The organism is Streptomyces sp. BYX5S, from assembly GCF_054724165.1.
The window spans coordinates 4,802,832-4,821,373 of the sequence record NZ_CM138829.1; the positions used below are offsets into that span (position 1 = coordinate 4,802,832).

At 73.7% G+C, this 18,542-nt stretch carries 18 protein-coding genes; 11 read left to right on the top strand and 7 right to left on the bottom strand.

What is annotated here, in order from left to right; all coding sequences use genetic code 11:
- The first annotated feature begins 139 nt into the window (after positions 1-139).
- Complete coding sequence (locus ACYBSK_RS21920; RefSeq protein WP_460242987.1) at positions 140-418, top strand: hypothetical protein; 279 nt, start codon at positions 140-142, stop codon at positions 416-418.
- 20 nt (positions 419-438) lie between these two features.
- Here the strand turns inward: ACYBSK_RS21920 and ACYBSK_RS21925 are convergent, their stop codons facing one another.
- On the bottom strand, positions 439-1,839 hold the full coding sequence (locus tag ACYBSK_RS21925) for a GntP family permease (RefSeq protein ID WP_460242988.1): 1,401 nt from the start codon (positions 1,837-1,839) through the stop codon (positions 439-441).
- 288 nt (positions 1,840-2,127) lie between these two features.
- Between ACYBSK_RS21925 and ACYBSK_RS21930 the strand changes: the two genes are divergently transcribed.
- On the top strand, positions 2,128-3,828 hold the full coding sequence (locus tag ACYBSK_RS21930) for a sensor histidine kinase (RefSeq protein WP_460242989.1): 1,701 nt from the start codon (positions 2,128-2,130) through the stop codon (positions 3,826-3,828).
- Complete coding sequence (locus ACYBSK_RS21935) at positions 3,825-4,496, top strand: response regulator (RefSeq protein ID WP_460242990.1); 672 nt, start codon at positions 3,825-3,827, stop codon at positions 4,494-4,496. Before ACYBSK_RS21930 ends, ACYBSK_RS21935 begins: the two co-directional genes overlap by 4 nt.
- 15 nt (positions 4,497-4,511) lie before the next feature.
- Here the strand turns inward: ACYBSK_RS21935 and ACYBSK_RS21940 are convergent, their stop codons facing one another.
- Complete coding sequence (locus ACYBSK_RS21940) at positions 4,512-5,072, bottom strand: DUF4383 domain-containing protein (protein WP_460242991.1); 561 nt, start codon at positions 5,070-5,072, stop codon at positions 4,512-4,514.
- A gap of 219 nt (positions 5,073-5,291) precedes the next feature.
- On the opposite strand from ACYBSK_RS21940, the gene ACYBSK_RS21945 reads away from it, so the two are divergent.
- Positions 5,292-6,785 carry a cryptochrome/photolyase family protein gene (locus tag ACYBSK_RS21945; RefSeq protein WP_460242992.1) on the top strand — a complete coding sequence of 498 codons (1,494 nt, stop codon included), beginning with the start codon at positions 5,292-5,294 and terminating at the stop codon, positions 6,783-6,785.
- 20 nt (positions 6,786-6,805) lie between these two features.
- On the opposite strand, the gene ACYBSK_RS21950 is transcribed toward ACYBSK_RS21945, so the two are convergent.
- The gene (locus tag ACYBSK_RS21950; protein WP_460242993.1) at positions 6,806-8,077 is read right to left on the bottom strand and encodes an NAD(P)/FAD-dependent oxidoreductase; all 1,272 of its coding nucleotides are present in this window, start codon (positions 8,075-8,077) and stop codon (positions 6,806-6,808) included.
- 101 nt (positions 8,078-8,178) lie between these two features.
- Positions 8,179-9,252, bottom strand: coding sequence for a MerR family transcriptional regulator (locus tag ACYBSK_RS21955; protein ID WP_460242994.1), 1,074 nt, complete (start codon positions 9,250-9,252; stop codon positions 8,179-8,181).
- Between the two features lie 171 nt (positions 9,253-9,423).
- On the opposite strand from ACYBSK_RS21955, the gene ACYBSK_RS21960 reads away from it, so the two are divergent.
- The 7 genes from ACYBSK_RS21960 to ACYBSK_RS21990 all read left to right on the top strand — a co-directional run bounded on the left by ACYBSK_RS21960 (position 9,424) and on the right by ACYBSK_RS21990 (position 16,395).
- Positions 9,424-9,657 (top strand): hypothetical protein, encoded by a 234-nt coding sequence (locus ACYBSK_RS21960; RefSeq protein ID WP_457478899.1) that lies wholly within the window; start codon positions 9,424-9,426, stop codon positions 9,655-9,657.
- A gap of 123 nt (positions 9,658-9,780) precedes the next feature.
- On the top strand, positions 9,781-10,395 hold the full coding sequence (locus tag ACYBSK_RS21965; protein ID WP_460242995.1) for a sigma-70 family RNA polymerase sigma factor: 615 nt from the start codon (positions 9,781-9,783) through the stop codon (positions 10,393-10,395).
- A gap of 125 nt (positions 10,396-10,520) precedes the next feature.
- Positions 10,521-12,773, top strand: a complete 2,253-nt coding sequence (locus tag ACYBSK_RS21970; RefSeq protein WP_460242996.1) for an ATP-binding protein — start codon at positions 10,521-10,523, stop codon at positions 12,771-12,773.
- A gap of 150 nt (positions 12,774-12,923) precedes the next feature.
- Positions 12,924-13,910 carry an AraC-like ligand-binding domain-containing protein gene (locus ACYBSK_RS21975; RefSeq protein WP_460242997.1) on the top strand — a complete coding sequence of 329 codons (987 nt, stop codon included), beginning with the start codon at positions 12,924-12,926 and terminating at the stop codon, positions 13,908-13,910.
- 131 nt (positions 13,911-14,041) lie between these two features.
- Positions 14,042-15,013 (top strand): alpha/beta hydrolase, encoded by a 972-nt coding sequence (locus ACYBSK_RS21980; RefSeq protein ID WP_460242998.1) that lies wholly within the window; start codon positions 14,042-14,044, stop codon positions 15,011-15,013.
- A 47-nt stretch (positions 15,014-15,060) separates the two neighbouring features.
- Positions 15,061-15,801 (top strand): alpha/beta fold hydrolase, encoded by a 741-nt coding sequence (locus ACYBSK_RS21985; RefSeq protein WP_460242999.1) that lies wholly within the window; start codon positions 15,061-15,063, stop codon positions 15,799-15,801.
- 15 nt (positions 15,802-15,816) lie between these two features.
- Complete coding sequence (locus ACYBSK_RS21990) at positions 15,817-16,395, top strand: Dps family protein (protein ID WP_457478905.1); 579 nt, start codon at positions 15,817-15,819, stop codon at positions 16,393-16,395.
- Between the two features lie 28 nt (positions 16,396-16,423).
- Here ACYBSK_RS21990 and ACYBSK_RS21995 read toward each other — a convergent pair whose 3' ends face one another.
- The 3 genes from ACYBSK_RS21995 to ACYBSK_RS22005 form a co-directional block, all read right to left on the bottom strand.
- Positions 16,424-17,395: a cyclase family protein gene (locus tag ACYBSK_RS21995; RefSeq protein WP_460243000.1), complete on the bottom strand. Its 972-nt coding sequence runs from the start codon at positions 17,393-17,395 to the stop codon at positions 16,424-16,426.
- 14 nt (positions 17,396-17,409) lie between these two features.
- On the bottom strand, positions 17,410-18,162 hold the full coding sequence (locus ACYBSK_RS22000) for an IclR family transcriptional regulator (RefSeq protein ID WP_457478907.1): 753 nt from the start codon (positions 18,160-18,162) through the stop codon (positions 17,410-17,412).
- 99 nt (positions 18,163-18,261) lie between these two features.
- The gene (locus tag ACYBSK_RS22005) at positions 18,262-18,537 is read right to left on the bottom strand and encodes a hypothetical protein (RefSeq protein WP_457478908.1); all 276 of its coding nucleotides are present in this window, start codon (positions 18,535-18,537) and stop codon (positions 18,262-18,264) included.
- Positions 18,538-18,542: the final 5 nt, after the last annotated feature.

Consider the following 18,542-nt stretch of genomic DNA (forward strand, 5'->3'; position numbering starts at 1 on the left):
CGTGGATCGGCGGCATCAGCGGTCGCGATGACCCGGAGGATTCCCAACCGGGCGCGCCATCAGCACAGTTGCGGGTACGTCGGCGGGCCGCGTGCCTCAGCCACGGACCGGCATGTCACCCTTCGGAGAGGACCCCGCCATGGCTGCTTCCAGAGTCACCCGGAACCGCACCGAGCCTTCGGCAGTCCGCATGTCCGTCGTCAGCGGAGTCATCGGGGCCCTCATCGGCGCGGTGATGAGCGCCCTCGCCAACTACCTGATCGTCGGCGTCCCCGCGAGCGCGGCGGCCAACGCCGTCAACCACGCCGTGTCCGGGCTGATCAGCGGTTTCCTCGCGGGATTCCTGGGCCTGCTGACGCATCTGCGGCGCGGCGCGCGCCGGGCGACTCCCCCGGCGGCCCCGGTGTCCGACGTCTGACGGCGCTTGCGCCCGCACGGTCAGGCCAGTGTCGACAGCAGCAGCGTCATCACCAGTCCGCAGACACTCACCAGCGTCTGGATGACGGTGTGGGACTTGGTGGCCTGGCCGAGTGTCATGCCGAAGGACTCCTTGACCAGCCAGAACCCCGCGTGGTTCACGTAGTTGAGGCCCACGGACCCGGCGCCGATGGCGACCACGAGCAGCGAGGTGGCCAGGGGTGACTCCGTGGCGGCCAGCGGGGCGAGGACTCCGGTGGCCGCGACGATGCCGACCGTCGCCGAGCCCGTCGAGAACGACAGCAGCAGCGCCAGCAGCCAGCCCAGGACGAGTACGTTGAGGTGGGCTCCGGAGGCGGCCGACTCCACCGCCTTGCCGATGCCGGAGTCCTCCAGGACCTGGTTGAAGGCGCCGCCGCCCGCGATGATCAGCAGGATGCCGGCCACGGAGCGCAGGCTCTCGCCGAGCGAGTCCCGGATCGCCTCGCCGCCGACTCCGCTGGGCAGCGCCACGACGAACAGCGCGAAGAGCAGCCCGAAGAACATCGCGACGACCGGCGAACCGGTCAGGGCGAGGGCGTGCCGCAGCCCGGCGGGCAGTGCGGGCACGAGGTCGGCGATGGTGTTCAGCAGCATCAGCACGACGGGTACGAGGACCGCGGCGACCGCCCACCCGGTGGGCACGCTCCGGCGCGGCCGGTCGGTCTCCGTGGCGGTGTCGTCGTCGGATCGCGCGCCGGTGAACTGGGCGACGAGCGCACGGTCGGGCGGGACGTCCAGGCGCGGCGCGATCCACCGGCCGTAGACCGGTCCCGCCAGGATCACCGTGGGGATCGCGCACACCAGGCCGACGCCGATGGTCAGGCCGAGGTTGGCGTGCAGTCCGTTCACCCCGATCAGCGGTCCGGGGTGCGGGGGCACCATGCCGTGCAGGGTGCACAGGGCGGCGATGGCCGGGGCCGCGAGGTGCACGTAGGGGGAGCCCTTGATGCCGTGGTCGTCGCGCAGCCGCTGGGCCACGCTGAAGATCAGCGGCAGCAGGACGATCAGGCCGACCTCGAAGAACATCGGGATGCCGATGACGAACGCGGCGCCGGCCATGCACCAGGGCAGCGACCGGCGTCCGGCCCGTTCGACGATGAGGCGGGCGATGCGGTCGGTGGCGCCGGAGTCGGACAGCAGCCGGCCCAGCATCGCGCCGAAGGCGAGGGTGACACCGACGTCGCCGAGGATGGACCCGGCGCCCGTCTCCAGCGATTCGGCGATCTTCTGCGCGGGCTCACCGGCGGCGACGGCCGCGGCGAGCGAGACCAGGGTGAGGGCGAGGAAGGGGTGCAGCCGCAGCCGCGAGTTGATCAGTGCGATCAGCGCGACGATGGACAGCACGAGGATGGCCAGCAGGCCCCAGGTGTGCGCGGTCACCGGCGTCCTCCCCGCGTGCGGTCGCGCAGGCCGTCCCGGGCCTCGGCGGTCGATGGCGTCATGGTGGAACTCCTGGTCGATACGGATGCGGCTCTGGCAGGACGGCCACGCGAGGGGCCGAGGGAGGGCCCGGCGTACGGGCCGGGCGAACGTATCCCGCGCCGATCCGCGCCGAACAGGTTGCGTGCGCAAGCCGCGAAACCCGCCTTGTGCGGGTTCTGCTCATTGAGCGCACGCGAGGACGGGGCCCCCGACGGCACCGTCGGGGGCGGCGGATAACGTCGCGGCGTGAAGTTCTCCAGGTCGGTGCGGTGGCGCGAGCGGCGCCTGCGGCTGCGCACCCAGGTGCTGCTGATGCAGAGCGCGGTCGTCGCGCTGGCCCTCACCGCCGCTTTCGGAGCGTTCGCATACGTCAACGACCGGCACGTGGAGCGCGAGTACCAGTTGCGCGCGCTGGGCGTGGCCCGCACCGTCGCCGCGAATCCGGTGGTGCGTGCCCAGGCGGCCCGCTACTCGGTGTCACCCGACGGGCGCCGGGCGGCCCGCGCGGAGGACGACGTCGACGCCCTCGCCGCGGGACCGGTGCAGGCGCTGGCGCAGGCCGCCCGAGCACGTACGGACTCGCTGTTCGTCGTCGTGACGGACGACCGCGGCGTCCGGCTCGCACACCCGCAGAAGAGCGAGATCGGCCGCATGGTGAGCACCGACCCGTCCCGCGCGCTGTCCGGGCACGAGGTGCTGGACCACGACCACGCGCACCTCGGCGAGGAGATCGTGGCGAAGGTCCCGGTCTACGCCCCGGGCAGCCGTCGCGTGGTGGGCGAGGCCAATGCCGGTGTCGCGGCGAGCCATGTGCACGACCAGGTGGTCCGGGTCCTGCTCGGCGGTCTGGCCTGCCTGGCGGTGGCGCTGCTCGTGGGGGTGCTGGCGTCCGCCGGTCTCGCCCGGCGGTGGCGGCGGCTCACGCTCGGCCTGGAACCGGAGGAGCTGGTGGGTCTGGTGCAGGAGCAGGAAGCGGTACTGCACGGGATCGGCGAGGGTGTGCTCGCCCTGGACGCGCGGGAGCGGGTGACGGTCGTCAACGACGAGGCGCGGCGGCTGCTCGGGGTGGACGGCCAGCTCGGCGCCCCGGTGTCCGGCTGGGGCCTGAACCCACGGGTGTTGGCGGTGGCCCGCGCCGCGCGGGCGGACGGCGGAGGCGGCGAGCCGGTGGTGACCGCGGCGGGTGACCGGCTGCTCGTGGTGACGGCGCGGCGGGTGCGCAGGGCCGACCGCGACCTGGGCACGCTCGTCACTGTCCAGGACCGTACGGACGTCGAGTCGCTGACCCGGCAGCTGGACGCGGTGCAGGCGATGAGTTCGGCGCTGCGCGCCCAGCGCCACGAGTTCAGCAACCGGCTGCACGTGGTGGCGGGCCTGGTGCACGGTGGACACCTGACGCAGGCGGCGCGCTACCTGGAGGAGCTGACCGGCGCGGGCTCGGCGTCGGTGTCCCTGCCGGGCCTGGACGCGGTGGACGACGCCTACCTGCGCACCTTCCTGCGCGCGAAGGCCGCGCAGGCGCGGGAGAAGGGCGTGGAGCTGGTGCTCGGCGAGGGCACCTGGGTCGACTCCCCCGTCACCGAGCCCGTGGATGTCACCACGGTCCTCGGCAATCTGCTGGACAACGCGGTGCACGCCGCGGGCGAGGGCGGGCGCTCGGCACGTCAGGTCGAGGTGGAGCTGATGGCCCAGGACACGACGCTGGTGATCACCGTGGCGGACAGCGGCGACGGGGTGCCCGCGGACCGCGCCGAGGCCGTCTTCGAGGAGGGCTTCTCCACCAAGGAGGACGGCCCGGTGCCCGGCGGCCGGGGTGTCGGCCTGGCGCTGGTGCGGCAGATCGCGCGCGGCCGGGGCGGCGAGGTCGAGCTGGTGGCACCGGGCGACGACCCGTGCGGAGCCGTGTTCGTGGCGAGGCTGCCGGACGTACTGGAGGAGGCACGGTGAGCGAACGATCCACGTTGTCGGTGCTGGTGGTGGACGACGACTTCCACGTGGCGGACCTGCACGCCTCCCACGCGGCCCAGGCCACCGGCTTCAGAGTGGTGGCCACCGCGCAGTCGGCCGGGCGGGCCCGCGACATCGTGCGGGAGCGGCACGTCGATCTGGCACTGGTGGACGTGTATCTGCCGGACGGGTCCGGGGTGGACCTGGTGCGTGAACTGCCGTGCGACAGCTTCGTGTTGAGCGCGGCGACGGAGGGGCGGACGGTGCGTGCGGCGCTGTCGGCGGGCGCGCTGGCGTACCTCGCCAAGCCGTTTCCCCCGCAGCGCCTGATCGACCGGCTGCGCGGCTACGCCCGGTTCCGCCGGGCGCTGGAGTCCCCGCACGTCGACCAGGACGCGATCGACGACGCGGTGGCCGCGCTCTCGGCCCCGCCACCGCGCCGCGACCGCCCCACGGGCGCGCACGCCGCGACGCGTCACCTGGTCCTGGCCACCGTGCGGGAGGCCGGGGAGGCCCGGTCCGCGGCGGAGGTCGGCCTCGCCATCGGCATCTCCCGCGCCACGGCGCAGCGCCACCTCGCGGGGCTGTGCACGGAGGGGCTGCTGCGGATGCGGCTGCGGTACGGGGCGACGGGCCGGCCGGAGCAGGAGTACCGCCCGGCCGGCTGAACCGCGCCCGGCGCCTCAGCGTTCGGTGGACGTGACCGCGCGGGCCGAGGAACCGGCGCGGGCCAGCGCGCCCGGGGTCGGGCCGTGGCGGCGGGCCAGGGACTCGCGGGCGGCCTGACGGGGGTGGCGGCGGCGCCAGTACGGGTTGTCGTGCGGGAGGCCGGCCGACACCCGGCCGTACATGCCGAAGCAGGCCACCAGCAGGCCCATGACGAAGCTGAACACGACGTTCGACATGCCGAAGCCCAGGAAGTTGGCGGGGCGGTCCAGGACGAAGAGGTGGTAGAAGCCGCTCAGGACGAACAGGCCGCCGACCACCATGTTGAGCGTCGATGCGACGTTGCCGCCGACGACGGCGCCACCGATGAGGACGAGGCCCACGACGACCGAGATCAGGCTGAGCACGCCGTTGGTGGACATCCCGGCGATCTGGGTGCCGTCCGTGTTGAAGGGGCTGAGCTGATCGGCGAACCCGAGGCAGCCGAAGACGAGCAGGATGACTCCGCACAACCCGGCGCCGTAGCGGTAGACGCGGGCGAGCGTGTGATCGACGGGAAGTTCCTCGCTGAGCTTCATGACGTGTCCTTAGCCGTGCCGGAAGCGCCCCTCCCGCGACGAAGTGCGTACTCCGTCCGCTGGTGACACCTCTTCCGGGGACGGCGGCCGAACGGTTGCACCGAGATCCAAATGGCTTGACCGGCCGTGTCACCGCATCCGGCGCCCGGCGCCGTCGCGAAACATGGGTGGCATCCCGGCGGAACACACCCCGGGACCGGCGAGCGAGGAGACACCCGCATGACGGACCCCCACTGGCTCTTCGGCGACCAGCTGGGGCCGCACCACCTCAGCGGCCTGGGCGATGTGCCCGTGGTGATGATCGAGGCGCGTTCGGTGTTCCGCCGTCGCCGCTTCCACCGGGCCAAGGCACACCTGGTGCTGTCCGCGATGCGGCACCGCGCCGCGGAGCTCGGCGACCGGGTCCGGTACGTGCGGGCCGAGACGTACGCGGAGGGGTTGCGGGAGGCGGTGCCGGACGGCGGTCCGGTGACCGTGAGCCATCCGACCTCGTACGCGGCGCTGCGGCTGGTGAAGTCGCTGGAATCGGTGCGGGTGCTGCCCGCGCGGGGCTTCCTCGTGCCGCACGACGAATTCCGCGCGTGGGCGGACGGTCACGGCGGACGCCAGCTGCGGCAGGAGGACTTCTACCGGTGGGTGCGGCGCTCGCACGAGCTGCTGATGGACGGCGACCAGCCGGCCGGCGGGCGCTGGAACCACGACCACGACAACCGCGAGCCCCCGCCGAAGGGGGCCCGCACCCTGGGCGCCCCCGCGCCGTACCGGCCGCGCGAGGACGAGATCGACGAGGAGGTGCGCCGGGACCTCGACCGGTGGGAGCGCGACGGTGACGTGAAGTTCGTCGGCCGGGACGGGCCGCGCCGGTTCCCCGCCTCGCGGCGTGAGGCGCTGTCCGCGCTGCGCCGGTTCGTGGAGCACCGGCTCTCCGGGTTCGGGCCGCACGAGGACGCGATGCTGGCCGAGGATCCGGTGCTGAGCCACAGCCTCCTGTCGTCCTCGCTCAACCTCGGCCTGCTCGACCCGGCGGAGTGCGTGGAGCGCGCGGAGGAGGCCTGGCGGGCGGGCGACGCCCCCATCAACAGCGTCGAGGGCTTCGTGCGGCAGGTCGCGGGCTGGCGCGAGTACGTGTGGCAGCTGTACTGGCACTTCGGCGAGGACTACCGCCACCGCAACGCGCTGCGGCACCACGAACCGCTGCCCGAGTGGTTCCTGGAGCTGGACGCCGACGCCGTACGGGCACGCTGTCTGGCCACGACGCTCGCGCAGGTCCGGGACACCGGCTGGACCCACCACATCCCGCGCCTGATGCTGCTGGGCAGCCACGCGCTCCAGCGGGGCTGGGACCCGGAGGCGGTCACGGACTGGTTCCACCGCTGCTTCGTCGACGGCTACGACTGGGTGATGGTGCCCAATGTCGTCGGCATGTCCCAGTACGCCGACGGCGGCCGCATGACGACGAAGCCGTACACGTCGGGCGGCGCCTACGTGAACCGGATGAGCGATCTGTGCAAGGGGTGCACGTACCGGCCCGGTGACCGCACGGGCGACCGGGCCTGCCCGTTCACCGCCGGGTACTGGGCGTTCCTGCACCGCCACCGGGCCCGTCTTGAGCACAATCCGAGGATGGCGCAGCCGGTCCGCGGGCTTGACCGGCTGGCCGACCTGGACGAGCTGCTGCGCGACGAGCGGGAGCGCGGCGACGCGGCTCCGTGACCCGCTGCACGGCCTGCGGCTCAGTGCCGCAGGTCGTGCAGCACCTCGCGGGCGGCGCGGGCGCCGGAGGCCAGCGCGCCCTGGACCGAGCCGGTGGCCCGGTGGTCGCCGCACACGTACCGGCCCGGTGTCACGCGCGTGGTGCGGGTCAGCGGCTGCGGGGGTGTCATGGCGGGCAGCGCGTCCTCGACGGTGCGGTGGGTGAGCAGGTCCCAGCCGTCGGTGCCGGTGCCGTACGCCTCCCCCGCCGCGGCCCGGACCGCGCGCTCCCGGCCCGCCGTGTTCCGGCCGAGCACCGAGGTGGCGACGAGGGCGAGGCCGGGCGGCGCGTACTCGGGCACGACGTCGCTGAGCACACATGTGTTGAGGAAGCGGCGCCGACTGTCGACGAGCAGGGTCGGCTCGCCGAGCGGGGACCGCGGGGCGACGTGGTAGTACGTCGTCACCACGCGGGTCTCCGGCGTGGCGACGTCGGGCAGCAGCCCGGCGACGGCGCCCGGTCCGGTGGCCACGACGACGGCCCGCGCGGGGATCTCGTCGCCCTCGGCGGTCAGCACTCCGGCGTCGGTGAGCCCGGCGACGGGTGACTCCAGCCGTACGACGTACGGGGGCAGGGCGGCCGCGAGGGCCCGCGGGAGCGCGCCGACGCCCCCGGTGGGCAGACACAGCGTGCCGCGCAGCATGCTCCGCCACACCAGGTGGAAGAACCGGGAGGACGTCTCCAGCTCGTCCTCCAGGAAGACCCCGGACAGGAACGGCCGGAAGAACCGCTCGACGAGTTCGTCCGAGATCCCGGCGTCCGCCAGCGCGGTCCGCGTGGTGGTGTCGGTGGACCGCTTCAGGCGCCGGGGAGGCGCCAGCATGTCGCGGGCGGACAGCGCACCGAGCGCGGCGAGGTCGCGGGGCCCGGCGAAGCGGCCCGGCAGCAGGTCGGGCAGGCTGCGCGGGCGGCGGGTGGGGTCGCTGAACCGGAGCCGTCCGGCGGGCCCGTGGACGAGGACGCCGGGGGTGAAGGGCCGCAGGCGCAGGCTGCGCAGGGGCAGTCTGCGCCGGAGCTGCGGGTAGGACGTGTTGCAGACCTGGAAGCCGCGGTCGATCACGAATCCGTCGACCTCGTCCGAGCGCATCCTGCCGCCCACGTCGTCGCCCGCTTCGAGGACCTGCACGTCGACACCGGCCGCCGCCAGGTCCCGCGCGCAGGCGAGTCCGGCGACGCCGGCCCCGATGACGAGCACGTCCGCACGGTCCTGGGCTGCGGACGCGCGGCCTCCGGGTGTGCCGGGAGCGGACATGCGAGCACCTCTTCCGTCCGTCGGCGCGGCTGTTCCGGCCGTCCCAGAAGGTTCCGCGCGAGGTCCGCCGACGGATGCGCCCGCACTCGGACGGCCCCGTGTCACCGTCCCCGCAGGGCTGCCAGCGCGTCGCCGAGGGTGGACGGATACGAGGCGCCGGGGACGGTCGTGCCCCGCCAGCCGGGGCCCGCGAGCTGGATGACGGGCTTCTGGCGCGCGCCCTTGAGTCCCCAGCCCACGCGCATGAGGTGCTCGGCGAGCGGCGAGCCGGCGGAGGAGCGTGTCTGGGCCCAGAGCATCACGGCCGTGGGGCCGGTGCGCTGCACGGCCTCGGCGAGGGCGTCGGCGGGGACGGCGGCGCCGAGCATCCGTACCGGGCGGCCTTCCACGGCGAGGGCCGCGTGCATCGCTTCCAGCGGGAGGGTGTGCTGCTCGCCGGGGGTGCAGGCGAGGAGGACGGGCGGGCCCTCGCGGCGGACCGGGCGGCGGTCGAGGAAGGGCGCGCAGCGCAGGGCCGTGGACACGTGCCAGGACAGGAAGTGCTCCACCTCCACGTAGCGGTCTCCGGCGGTCTCCCACTTGCGGCCGACGGCGTGCAGCGTCGGCATCATGAGTTCCTCCCAGGCGGCGACGACGCCGTGGGCGCGCAGGAACGCGTGCAGACGGTCCTCGACGGTGTCGGCGTCGAGGCGCACGGCGGCGCGGGCCAGTCCGCGGCACTCGGGGCGCACCATCCCGAGGGCGAGACCGGCGTGGTCGGCGCCCGCCGCGCTGCCGCCGCCCTCCGTGCCGTGGCCGGGCGCGGCCTCGTCGAAGGGGGACGCCGCGGCGGAATGCGTCCCGCTCTTGGCGAGGCGCGCGGCCTCACCGGGAGGCACCCCTTGCGAGGTCAGCCGGCACATCGCCTCCAGCATGGCGACGTCCTCCGGGGACCACCGGCGGTGCCGGCCCTCGCTCCTGCGGGCGGGCCCCAGACCGTAGCGCCGGTCCCAGGAGCGAAGGGTGGTGGGCGACACGCCGAGGCGCCGGGCGACGGTTCCGGAGGTGAGCCCGGCGCCGTCGGGCAAACCTTCCGTCGCCGCGTCGAACGAGGCGTCGACCACCGCGCCACCGACCGTCTCGTCGGCCGCGCCGTCGACGGTGTCCACCCGCTCGCCGTACGCCTGCTGGTCCATACATGCACCTTATCGTTGCAAGAGCAATGCGCCATCGCTCTCCACCTGGCGGCTCCTTTGCCCGCGCATGCACGCATCCAACCACGCGTTTCGCACGGAACTAGGAGTGAGAGTTGCGGGACAGCGCCGCCCGCCCCGGACCCCACGCCCGACGAAAGCGCGAGGTGCGCCATGCCTACCACGTCCACGCCGCCCTGTGACCGGCATCCACCGGTCGAGGAACTCGCGCTGGTGGCGCTGAACCAGGATGCGGGGCCCCTCGACACCGAGCACGTGCTCGGGTGCCGCACCTGCCTGTCGACGCTCGGCCTGCTGGCGCGCGTGGCGCGCGCCGCGAGATCGGGGCCCGCCGCACCGACCGAACCCCCGCCGTCGACCTGGCAGGCGATTCGTCGCAGGTTGTAGGGCTTGTCCGGCGTCTCGGCCGAGGCGTCGGGCGGCCATATCGATGCAACTACGGTGCAAGTCGAACCCGGCCTCTTTTGCCTGGACAGTGAGTCCGGCAGCCGACGGCGAAAGGACCGGGCCATGTCTGTCCTACTGACCACGACGGAAGCCGCAGCGCCGGGCGCGGCATCCGGAGAGCGATCCGTGGAGCTTTCCGACGACGAACTCGCCGCGGAGCTCCTGCGCGGCAACGAGGCAGGACTCGAAGGCGTCTACCGCCGCTGGGCGACGCTGGTGCACACGCTGGCGTACCGCTCACTGGGCGACGCACGCGAGGCGGAGGACGTGACCCAGCAGGTCTTCCTCGCGGCGTGGCGCGGGCGGCGGAACTTCGACCCCCAGCGCGGCCGGCTGGCCGGCTGGCTCGTCGGCATCACCCGCCGCAAGGTGGCCGACGCCCTGAGCGCGCGCACCCGCCGCACGGAGCTGCTGGGCGCCGCGGGGGCCGAGCTGGCGGTCCATCAGCACGTGCAGGAACACGACGCCCAGCGGGTGCTCGACCAGGTCGTGGTCACCCACGAACTGGAGCAGCTGCCCGCGGCGCAGCGCCGGGTCCTGGAGTTGACGTTCTACGACGACCTGACCCAGACCCAGATCGCGGAGCTCACGGGTTGGCCGCTCGGCACGGTGAAAAGCCACGCGCGGCGCGGAATGCTGCGGCTGCGGGACCAGCTCGTGCGCACCGAAGGGGTGTGAGAGCGGGCGCGCATCGTTTCGGACTTTCCTCTTTCTTTAACAGATAGGCCCTTTCTCCCCCTCTAGAATCTGAATTGATCATGAGTGAGGGGTTTGCGCCGGCACACGCCGGCCGGAGGGGGACAGTGTCCGGGGAAGAGGCGGCCTTCGGGGTCGTGCTGCGGGAGTTGCGCCGGGCGGCGTCGCTCACCATCGAAGGTCTGGCCGAGGCGTCCGGCGTCAGCGTGCGCGGCATCGGGGATCTGGAGCGCGGGCGGCGGGCCGCGCCGCAGCGGCGCACCGTCGCCGCGCTCGCGGACGGGCTCGGGCTCGGCGAGGACGACCGGGAGCGGCTGCTGACCACGGCGCGCGCCGGACGCGACGTCGACTACAGCCCGGTCGGCGTCCGGGCGTTTCCGCGCGGGGTGGACGACTTCGTGGGCAGACGGCCCGAGTTGGAGCGCCTGGCGGCGCTCGCGGAGGTGTCCGAGGGGCGGCAGCCGGTGGTGGTCGCGGTGTCCGGGCCGCCGGGCGCGGGCAAGACGACGCTGGCGCTGCACACCGCGCGCGAGCTGGCCGACCGCTTCCCGGACGGGCAGTTGATGGTCGACCTGCGCGGGATGGACGAGGAGCCGCCCGCGCCCGGCGAATTGATGCTCGGTGTGCTCAAGGCACTCCGGGTCGCCGACCGCGAGCTGTCGAAGGCCGGGGCGGACGGGCACGCGGAGCTGTACCGGCACCTGCTCGCCGAACGGCGCTGCCTGCTGGTCCTCGACAACGCGCGCGACGAGGCGCAGGTGCGCCCCCTGCTGCCGGGGTCGGGTGCGGCGCTGGTGCTGGTGACCAGCCGCCGGATGCTGACCGGTCTGGACAGTGTGGAGCGGCTGCCGCTGGGCGAGCTGAGTCCCGCGGAGGCGACGGCGCTGCTCGGCTCGCTGGTCGGCGCCGAGCGCACGGCGGCCGAGCCGGAGGCCCTCGCGGAGGTCGCCCGCCGCTGCGGACACCTGCCGCTGGCGCTACGGGTGGCGGGCAACCTGCTGGCCACGCGGACCGGTTGGCCGGTGGCCCGGCTCGCCGAGCGGCTCGCCCGCGATGAGCGGCGTCTTGACGCACTGAGCGCGGGCGACGTCCGGGTGTCCGCGGCCTTCGACCTGTCGTACCAGCAGCTCACTCCCCCGGCGGCCCGGCTGCTGCGGCGGCTCTCGCTGGTGCCGGGCCCCGACGTCGCCGCCGCCGGGGCCGCGGCGCTCACCGGGCAGCCGGTGTTCGACGCCGAGGACACGCTGGAGGAGCTGGTCGAGGCGGGTCTGCTGGGTTCGCAGGGCGACCGCTACCGGCTGCACGATCTGCTGCGCCTGTACGCGCGCGGACGGCTGGCGGACGAGGAGGACGCCGAGGCGGCACGGCGGGTACGGCGTGCGCTGGACACGTGGCTGCTCGACACGACGGTGGTGGCGGGCCGTTGGTACGAGCCGGGCCACGGGGCGCCGCCCGCGTCGTGGACGGGCACGGTCGACCTGTCGTCGGACGAGCGGGCCCGGCAGTGGCTCCAGGCCGAGGCCGCCAACTGGCTGGCCGCCCTGCGCGCGGCCGCCGCGGCGGGTGAGCACGGCCGGGTCGTGGAGGTGGCGGAGGCCCTGCACTGGTTCTCCGACCTGTGGATCTTCTGGGGGCACTGGCCCGAGGTGTTCGGCCTGGCGGCGGAGGCGGCGCAGGCCCTGGGCGATCCGCTGCTGGAGGCGACGCACCTCAACTACCACGCGTGGGCGCTGTTGATGTGCGAGGGCCGGATCGAGGACAGCCTGAAGTATTCGGCGCGCGCCCTCGAGGCCGCCGAGCGCGCGGGCGACACGGCGCAGCAGGGCTGGGCGCACTACTACCAGTCGTGGGCGCTGCGCAACACCGGCGACTGGCGGGAGGGGATGGTCCACACCCGGCAGGCCGCCGCCCTGTTCGAGGAAGCGGGTGAGGTGCACGGCAGCCTCCAGGCCCGGCACACCATGGGCCCGCTGCTGGCCCTCCAGGACCAGCCGCGCGAGGCGCTGGCCGCCTGCGTCGACGCCCTGGCCTTCCTCGCCCGGGTCGCCGACCACGTCGAGCCGCACATCGCCATGGTCACCCGGATCGGCCTGCACTCCACGATGGGCAAGGTGCACGCGTCCGTCCGCGAGTGGGACCAGGCCGTCCGGCACCTGCGTACGGCGGTCACGATGTGCCGGGCCGACGACAACGAGTCCCTGGAGAGCATCTATCTCGTTCCGCTGGGCGACGCCCTGTTGTCGGCGGGGCACCCTGCACAGGCGCGCGAGACGTTCGCGCGCCTGGTGGCGCTGGGCGCCGACGCCGATCCGCGGCAGGTCGCCGAGGCCCGGGAGCGGCTGGCGCGGCTCGACGCGTGAGGTCCGGGCAGGCGGCGGGCGGCATCCCGTTCCTGCCGTTTCTGCCTGCTTCCTGCCTGGAGCCGTCGCAGGCGCACTGGTTGGCTTGCCCCAGGACGCCGGGCATGCGCCGTACGCACCCGCCCGCGGAGAACGAGGGGGGACGTACCGATGAGCCTGGTGCTCTCGACGGACACGGTCACCGACGGGGACCGACTCGCTTATTGGAGCGAGGCGCTGGGGCGGGCCCTGGTGCCCGTCCGCGTCGGTCCGGTCGCGTCCGGCCCGGCGCGCGCGGGAGCGCGGGGCGCGGCTCCCTTCGCGGGGCGCGTCGAGGCCGGGCGGGTGGGGCGGCTGCGGGTCGCCGCGGTGGAGGCCGACGCGCACCGGGCGGAGCGCACCGCGCGGCACATCTCGGGCGCGGCCGAGGAGTTCGTCGGGGTCAGCGTGCAGCTGGCGGGCACGGCGACCCTGGAACAGGGCGGCCGGCGGACCGTCGCGGGGCGGGGCGATCTGCTGGTGTACGACACGGCGCGCCCGTACTCGCTGTCCTTCGCGGACCGTGCCGCCACCCGCGTCGTGCACGTCCCCCGGCATGTTCTCGGTCTCGCGGACGACGAGGTGGAGCGGGCGACGGGCGGTGCGATCGACGGCGCGGAGGGGTTCGGCGCCGTGCTCGCGGGGTTCGTGTCGAACCTGGTCGATTCGGCGCGGGCCTGCTCGCCGGCCGTCGCGAACCGGCTCGCCGCGGGGGTCGTCGACCTGTTCGCGGCGCTGCTGACCGAGGCGGGCGGCAGGCCCGGCGCGGCGGCCGAGGACAAGCGGGCCCCGCTCGTCGCGCGGATCCGCGAGCACATCGAGCGGGAGCTCGCGGACCCGGGCCTGTCCCCGGAGAGCGTCGCGCGCGCCCATCACATCTCGGTGCGCTACCTGCACCGGCTGTTCCAGGACGAGGGCATCACGGTCAACCGCCTCGTCCAGCGCCGCCGCCTGGAGCGCTGCGCCCACGAGCTGGGCCGCCCCGGCCGGGCGGCCCCCACGGTGGCGGCGGTGGCGCAGCGCTGGGGCTTCGTCAACCCGGCCCACTTCAGCCGGGTGTTCCGGGCGGCGTACGGGGTGTCTCCGCGCGAGTGGCGGGCCCGCGCGGCGACGGCGTGACCTGCGCGTCCGTGCGCAGACGGAACGGAACCCGTGCGCTCTCGGAGCATTTCCCTCGTCCGCTCGCGCCTAGTTTCGGGGTGTGCGTACCGGACCGACCGGAACGCCCGGAAACACATCAGGAGTTCACCATGTCCGACGGTCTTGAGCCCGTCCGCCCGGTCCTCGAACCCGCGGCCGCCGCGTTCGCCGAGGCCACGGCCACCCCGCCGTTCCTGTTCGACCTCGCCCCCGCCGAGGGCCGCAAGGCCGTGGACGAGGTGCAGTCGGGCGACGTCGAGCTGCCCGCCGTGGACGAGGAGTGGGTGACCGTCGAGGGCGGCCCCACCGGTTCGGTCCGGGCGCGGATCGTGCGCCCCGCGGGCGTCGAGGGCACCCTGCCGGTCGTCCTCTACATCCACGGCGCCGGCTGGGTCTTCGGCAACGCCCACACGCACGACCGGCTGGTCCGCGAGCTGGCCGTCGGCGCCGGCGCGGCGGTCGTCTTCCCCGAGTACGACCTCTCCCCCGAGGCCCGCTACCCCGTCGCCATCGAGCAGAACTACGCGGTGGCCCGGTGGGTCGTCGCCGAGGGCGCGGGGCACGGGCTCGACGGCGCGCGGCTCGCGGTGGCCGGTGACTCGGTCGGCGGCAACATGACGGCGGCGCTGACCCTGATGGCCAAGGAGCGCGGCGATGTGACGCCGCTGCACCAGGTGCTGTTCTACCCGGTCACCGACGCGAGCTTCGACACCCCGTCGTACCACCAGTTCGCCACCGGTTACTTCCTGCGCCGCGACGGGATGCAGTGGTTCTGGGACCAGTACACGACCGACGAGGACGAGCGCGCGCAGATCACCGCGTCGCCGCTGCGCGCGAGCACCGAGCAGCTCACGGGACTGCCGCCGGCGCTGGTGATCACCGGTGAGGCGGACGTGCTGCGCGACGAGGGCGAGGCGTACGCCAACAAGCTGCGTGCGGCCGGTGTCGCGGTCACCGCGGTCCGGTTCCAGGGTGTCATCCACGACTTCGTGATGCTCAACGCCCTGCGCGAGACGCACGCCGCGGAGGCCGCCATCGGCCTGGCCGTGAGCACGCTGCGCTCGGCGCTGCACAACGCCTGACGGCGCGTCACGCCCGCCTGCCCCAAACCTTCTTGAGGAGTATCCCCATGTCCACACCCACCTCCGAACCGACCGGCAGCACGCCGACCGTCCTCCTGGTGCACGGCGCCTTCGCCGACGGCGGGAGCTGGTCCGGTGTCATCGCCGAACTCCAGGCTCACGACGTCCCGGTCGTGGCGGTGTCCAACCCGCTGCGTTCGGTGGCCTCCGACGCCGCGTACGTCGCCTCGGTCGCGGCCCAGGTCGAGGGCCCGGTGATCCTGGTCGGTCACTCGTACGGCGGCGCGCTGATCACCGTGGCGGGTGCCGAGGAGAACGTCGTCGGGCTCGTCTATGTCGCCGCGTACGTTCCCGAGGAGGGTGAGAGCCTGGGTGAACTCCAGGGCCGCTACCCGCTGTCGCCGCTGGTGAGCAACCTCAAGGAGGCGACCTACCCGGCGCCGGGCGGCGAGCCGGCCGTCGAGGTCACCATCGCCGCGGACGCCTTCCCCGGCATCTTCGCCGCCGACGTCCCCGCCGATGTCACCAAGGTGCTCGCCGCGGCCCAACGCCCGCTGGCGGCGGCCGTGTTCGAGGAGCGGGCGGCGGTCGCCGCCTGGCACTCGAAGCCGTCGTGGGCGCTGGTGGCGGACGCGGACCGGGCCATCAACCCGGACGTGCAGCGGTTCGGTGCCGAGCGCGCCGGGGCGACGGTCGTGGAGCTGGCGGGCGCCTCGCACGCGGTCGCGGTGTCGCGACCCAAGGAGGTCGCCCAGCTGATCCTCGACGCCGTGCGCGCGACGAGCTGAACGGGGATGGGAACGATGAGCACCGCTTCCCCGGGCAACAGCGGCAGTCAGCCGTGGCTGCACCAAAAGGGCGAGGTGATCCAGGAGTTCGGGACCGTCAAGCAGTTCCCGCTGGGCCTCTCGTACGAGACACGGATGTCCTCGTGCCAGGACCTGAACCGGATCCTGGCCGACACGCAGATCCTGTACGGCCTCTACAAGAAGCACCACTGGCTGATGCGCGGCGCCACCTTCTACCAGCTGCATCTCGTGCTCGACAAGCACGCGGGGGAACAGCTGGAACTGGTGGACACGCTCGCCGAGCGGGTCCAGACGCTCGGCGGGGTCGCGGTCGGCGACCCCCGGCACGTCGCGGAGATCACCTCGATCCCGCGGCCGCCGGACGGCGTGGAGCAGGTCCCGGCGATGCTGTCGCGCCTCCTGGAGGCGCACGAGTCGGTGCTCGTCGCCGCCCACGAGGCGTCGGTCCGCGCCGCTGGACTCGGCGACGACGGCACCAACGACCTGCTCGTGTCGCAGGTGATCAGGACCGGTGAGCTCCAGGCGTGGTTCGTGGCGGAGCACCTGGTGGACACACCGCTGGTGCGCGTCTGAGGGCGGGGGTCGCCCGCCACCGCGTCCGCTATCGCAGCGCGGTCGCGTTGGCAGGCGACCCCACACCGCCCGTGAGGTTCAGCGGCTTGACCGTCAACAGGCAGTCCCACTGCCCGTGTTGGCGGCTGTCGTGCGTCAGGGCGGTGAGGTTCCACAGTTCACCGAGGGGCAGGCCGAGCTTGGCGATGAGCTCCTGGTGCATCATCCCGGCGTCCTCGGGTGCGCTCGCGTGGAAGTCGCTGTCGGCCGTGACCGGGAGGACCTCGACCGCGAAGGTGTCGGTGGCCAGGAGAGCGACGCGATGATCCCAGCACCACGCGGCGAAGTCGCGGCGCTGCGCGAAGCCGGTGGCGCGGCGGTTCTCGCGCGTGGCGGCGCGCTGATCGGGGTCCGTGGTCAGGTACCACTCGGCCCAGCCGGTGTGGACGAGGACCAGGTCGCCGGGTTCGACCGCGCAGCCCTGCGCCGCCAGTGCCTCGTCGAGCAGGGCGGTGGACAGGGCCGGGCCCTCACGGTGGTCCAGCGGTGTGCCGCGGTCGCGCAGCAGTCCCTCGACGTCGATGACGAGGCCCCGTCCGACCAGGGGGTGCTCGGCCCACGCCTGCACGCCCAGGGCCGGTGTTCCGACCGCGATGTCGGCGTCCGGCACCCCGTTGTAGAAGCCGTGGCCGGATGCCCGGCGGTGGCGCAGGCCGTCGATCTGGGTGGTGGCCTGGAGGTGGAAGCCGTCGAGGGAGTCGTCGCGCGCCTGGTCGTGCTTGGCGGTGATGCGGTGGCGCGGCACGCCGCGGGCCTTCGACATGGGCGGGTCGAAGGCGTTCAGGGCGTGGTCGAGGTTGAAGGCACTGCCGCGGGTGACGCAGTCGCTCGCGCGGCGGATCTGGTGCGGGCCCGCGAAGTTGGCCATGCCGCGTTCCGGCGTCGTGGGGAACAGGTGCCAGCTGGAGCCGGCGGGGGCGTCGGTGCGTTCGGAGAGTTCCTGGTACGTGGGCAGTGGCACGGCCGGGCTTTCTGTCAGGGGCAGCGGGCGGCGATGGCGTCGGCTGCCCGGCGTACCTCGCCGATGAGGCGGGGGTGGTCTTCGGGGGCGAGTTCGGTGCTGGATCCGGTGACGCTGAGCGCGCCCAGCAGTTGTTCGGGGGTGCGGATGGGGGCGCTGACGGCCGCGACTCCCAGGGCTCGTTCGTTCAGCGAGAGGGCGTAGCCGTCTTCCCGGACGCCGCGCAGTTCCGCGGCGAGTCCGTCCGCGGTGACCTGCTCTCCCGCGACCCGGGTGAACGGGGTGACCTCTTTGACGAAGGTGTCGAGCTCCGGCTCCGGGAGCCACGCGGCCAGCGCCTTTCCCGCGCCGAGGTGGAGCGGGAGCTTTTCGCCGATGGGGAGTTGGTAGCGCAGCGGGTTGCGTCCCTCGACGCGTGCGATCAGCACGCGCGCCGAGCCGACACGTACGTACAGGCTGGCCGCCAGGTGGGTGGTGGCGGCGAGTTCCTGGAGGACGGGGAGGGCGACCTGGCTGAGCCGGTTGGTGACCAGGAACGCGTGGGCGGTGGCGAGAGCCGCCGCTCCGGCGGTGTAGCCGGTGTCCTCCTTGGCCGCGTAGCCGCGGTCGACGAGCACGTTGAGGATCCGCTGCGCGGTGGCGACGTGCAGTCCGGCGCGGCGGGCCACCTCGCTCAGCCGCAGGGGCTGGCGGCTGTCCTCCAGTACGCCCAGGACGTCGAAGGCCCGGTCGAGGGAGCGCATGGTGGAGGCGGACTCAGCGGGCATGGGGATGGCTCCTGGATCGTCGGTCGGCACTCGAGGACTCGATAAGACTTATCAGTCCGCGCGTGCGGACCGTGCGTCAGGACCTCCGGCGGACCGCGGTCAGTGGGTGGCGGCCGAGGCCACCGGCCGGGGCGCGTGGGCCTCGGCCGTCTCGTCGGCGCCGTCCTGCTTCCCGTACGAGAGGACGAACGAGAGCATGCCGCAGATGCTCGCCGCGACGCAGGTGGCCGGTCCGGCGTCCGCGGCCACGGTCTCCACCCAGGCGGCGTCGCCCAGGACGATGCCGAGGGCCTGGCCGAGGACGGTCACGGTACCGCCGATGAGGAAGGCGACGATGCTCAGCCGGAAGAGCACGTGCAGGAGTCGTCGGGTCATGAGGG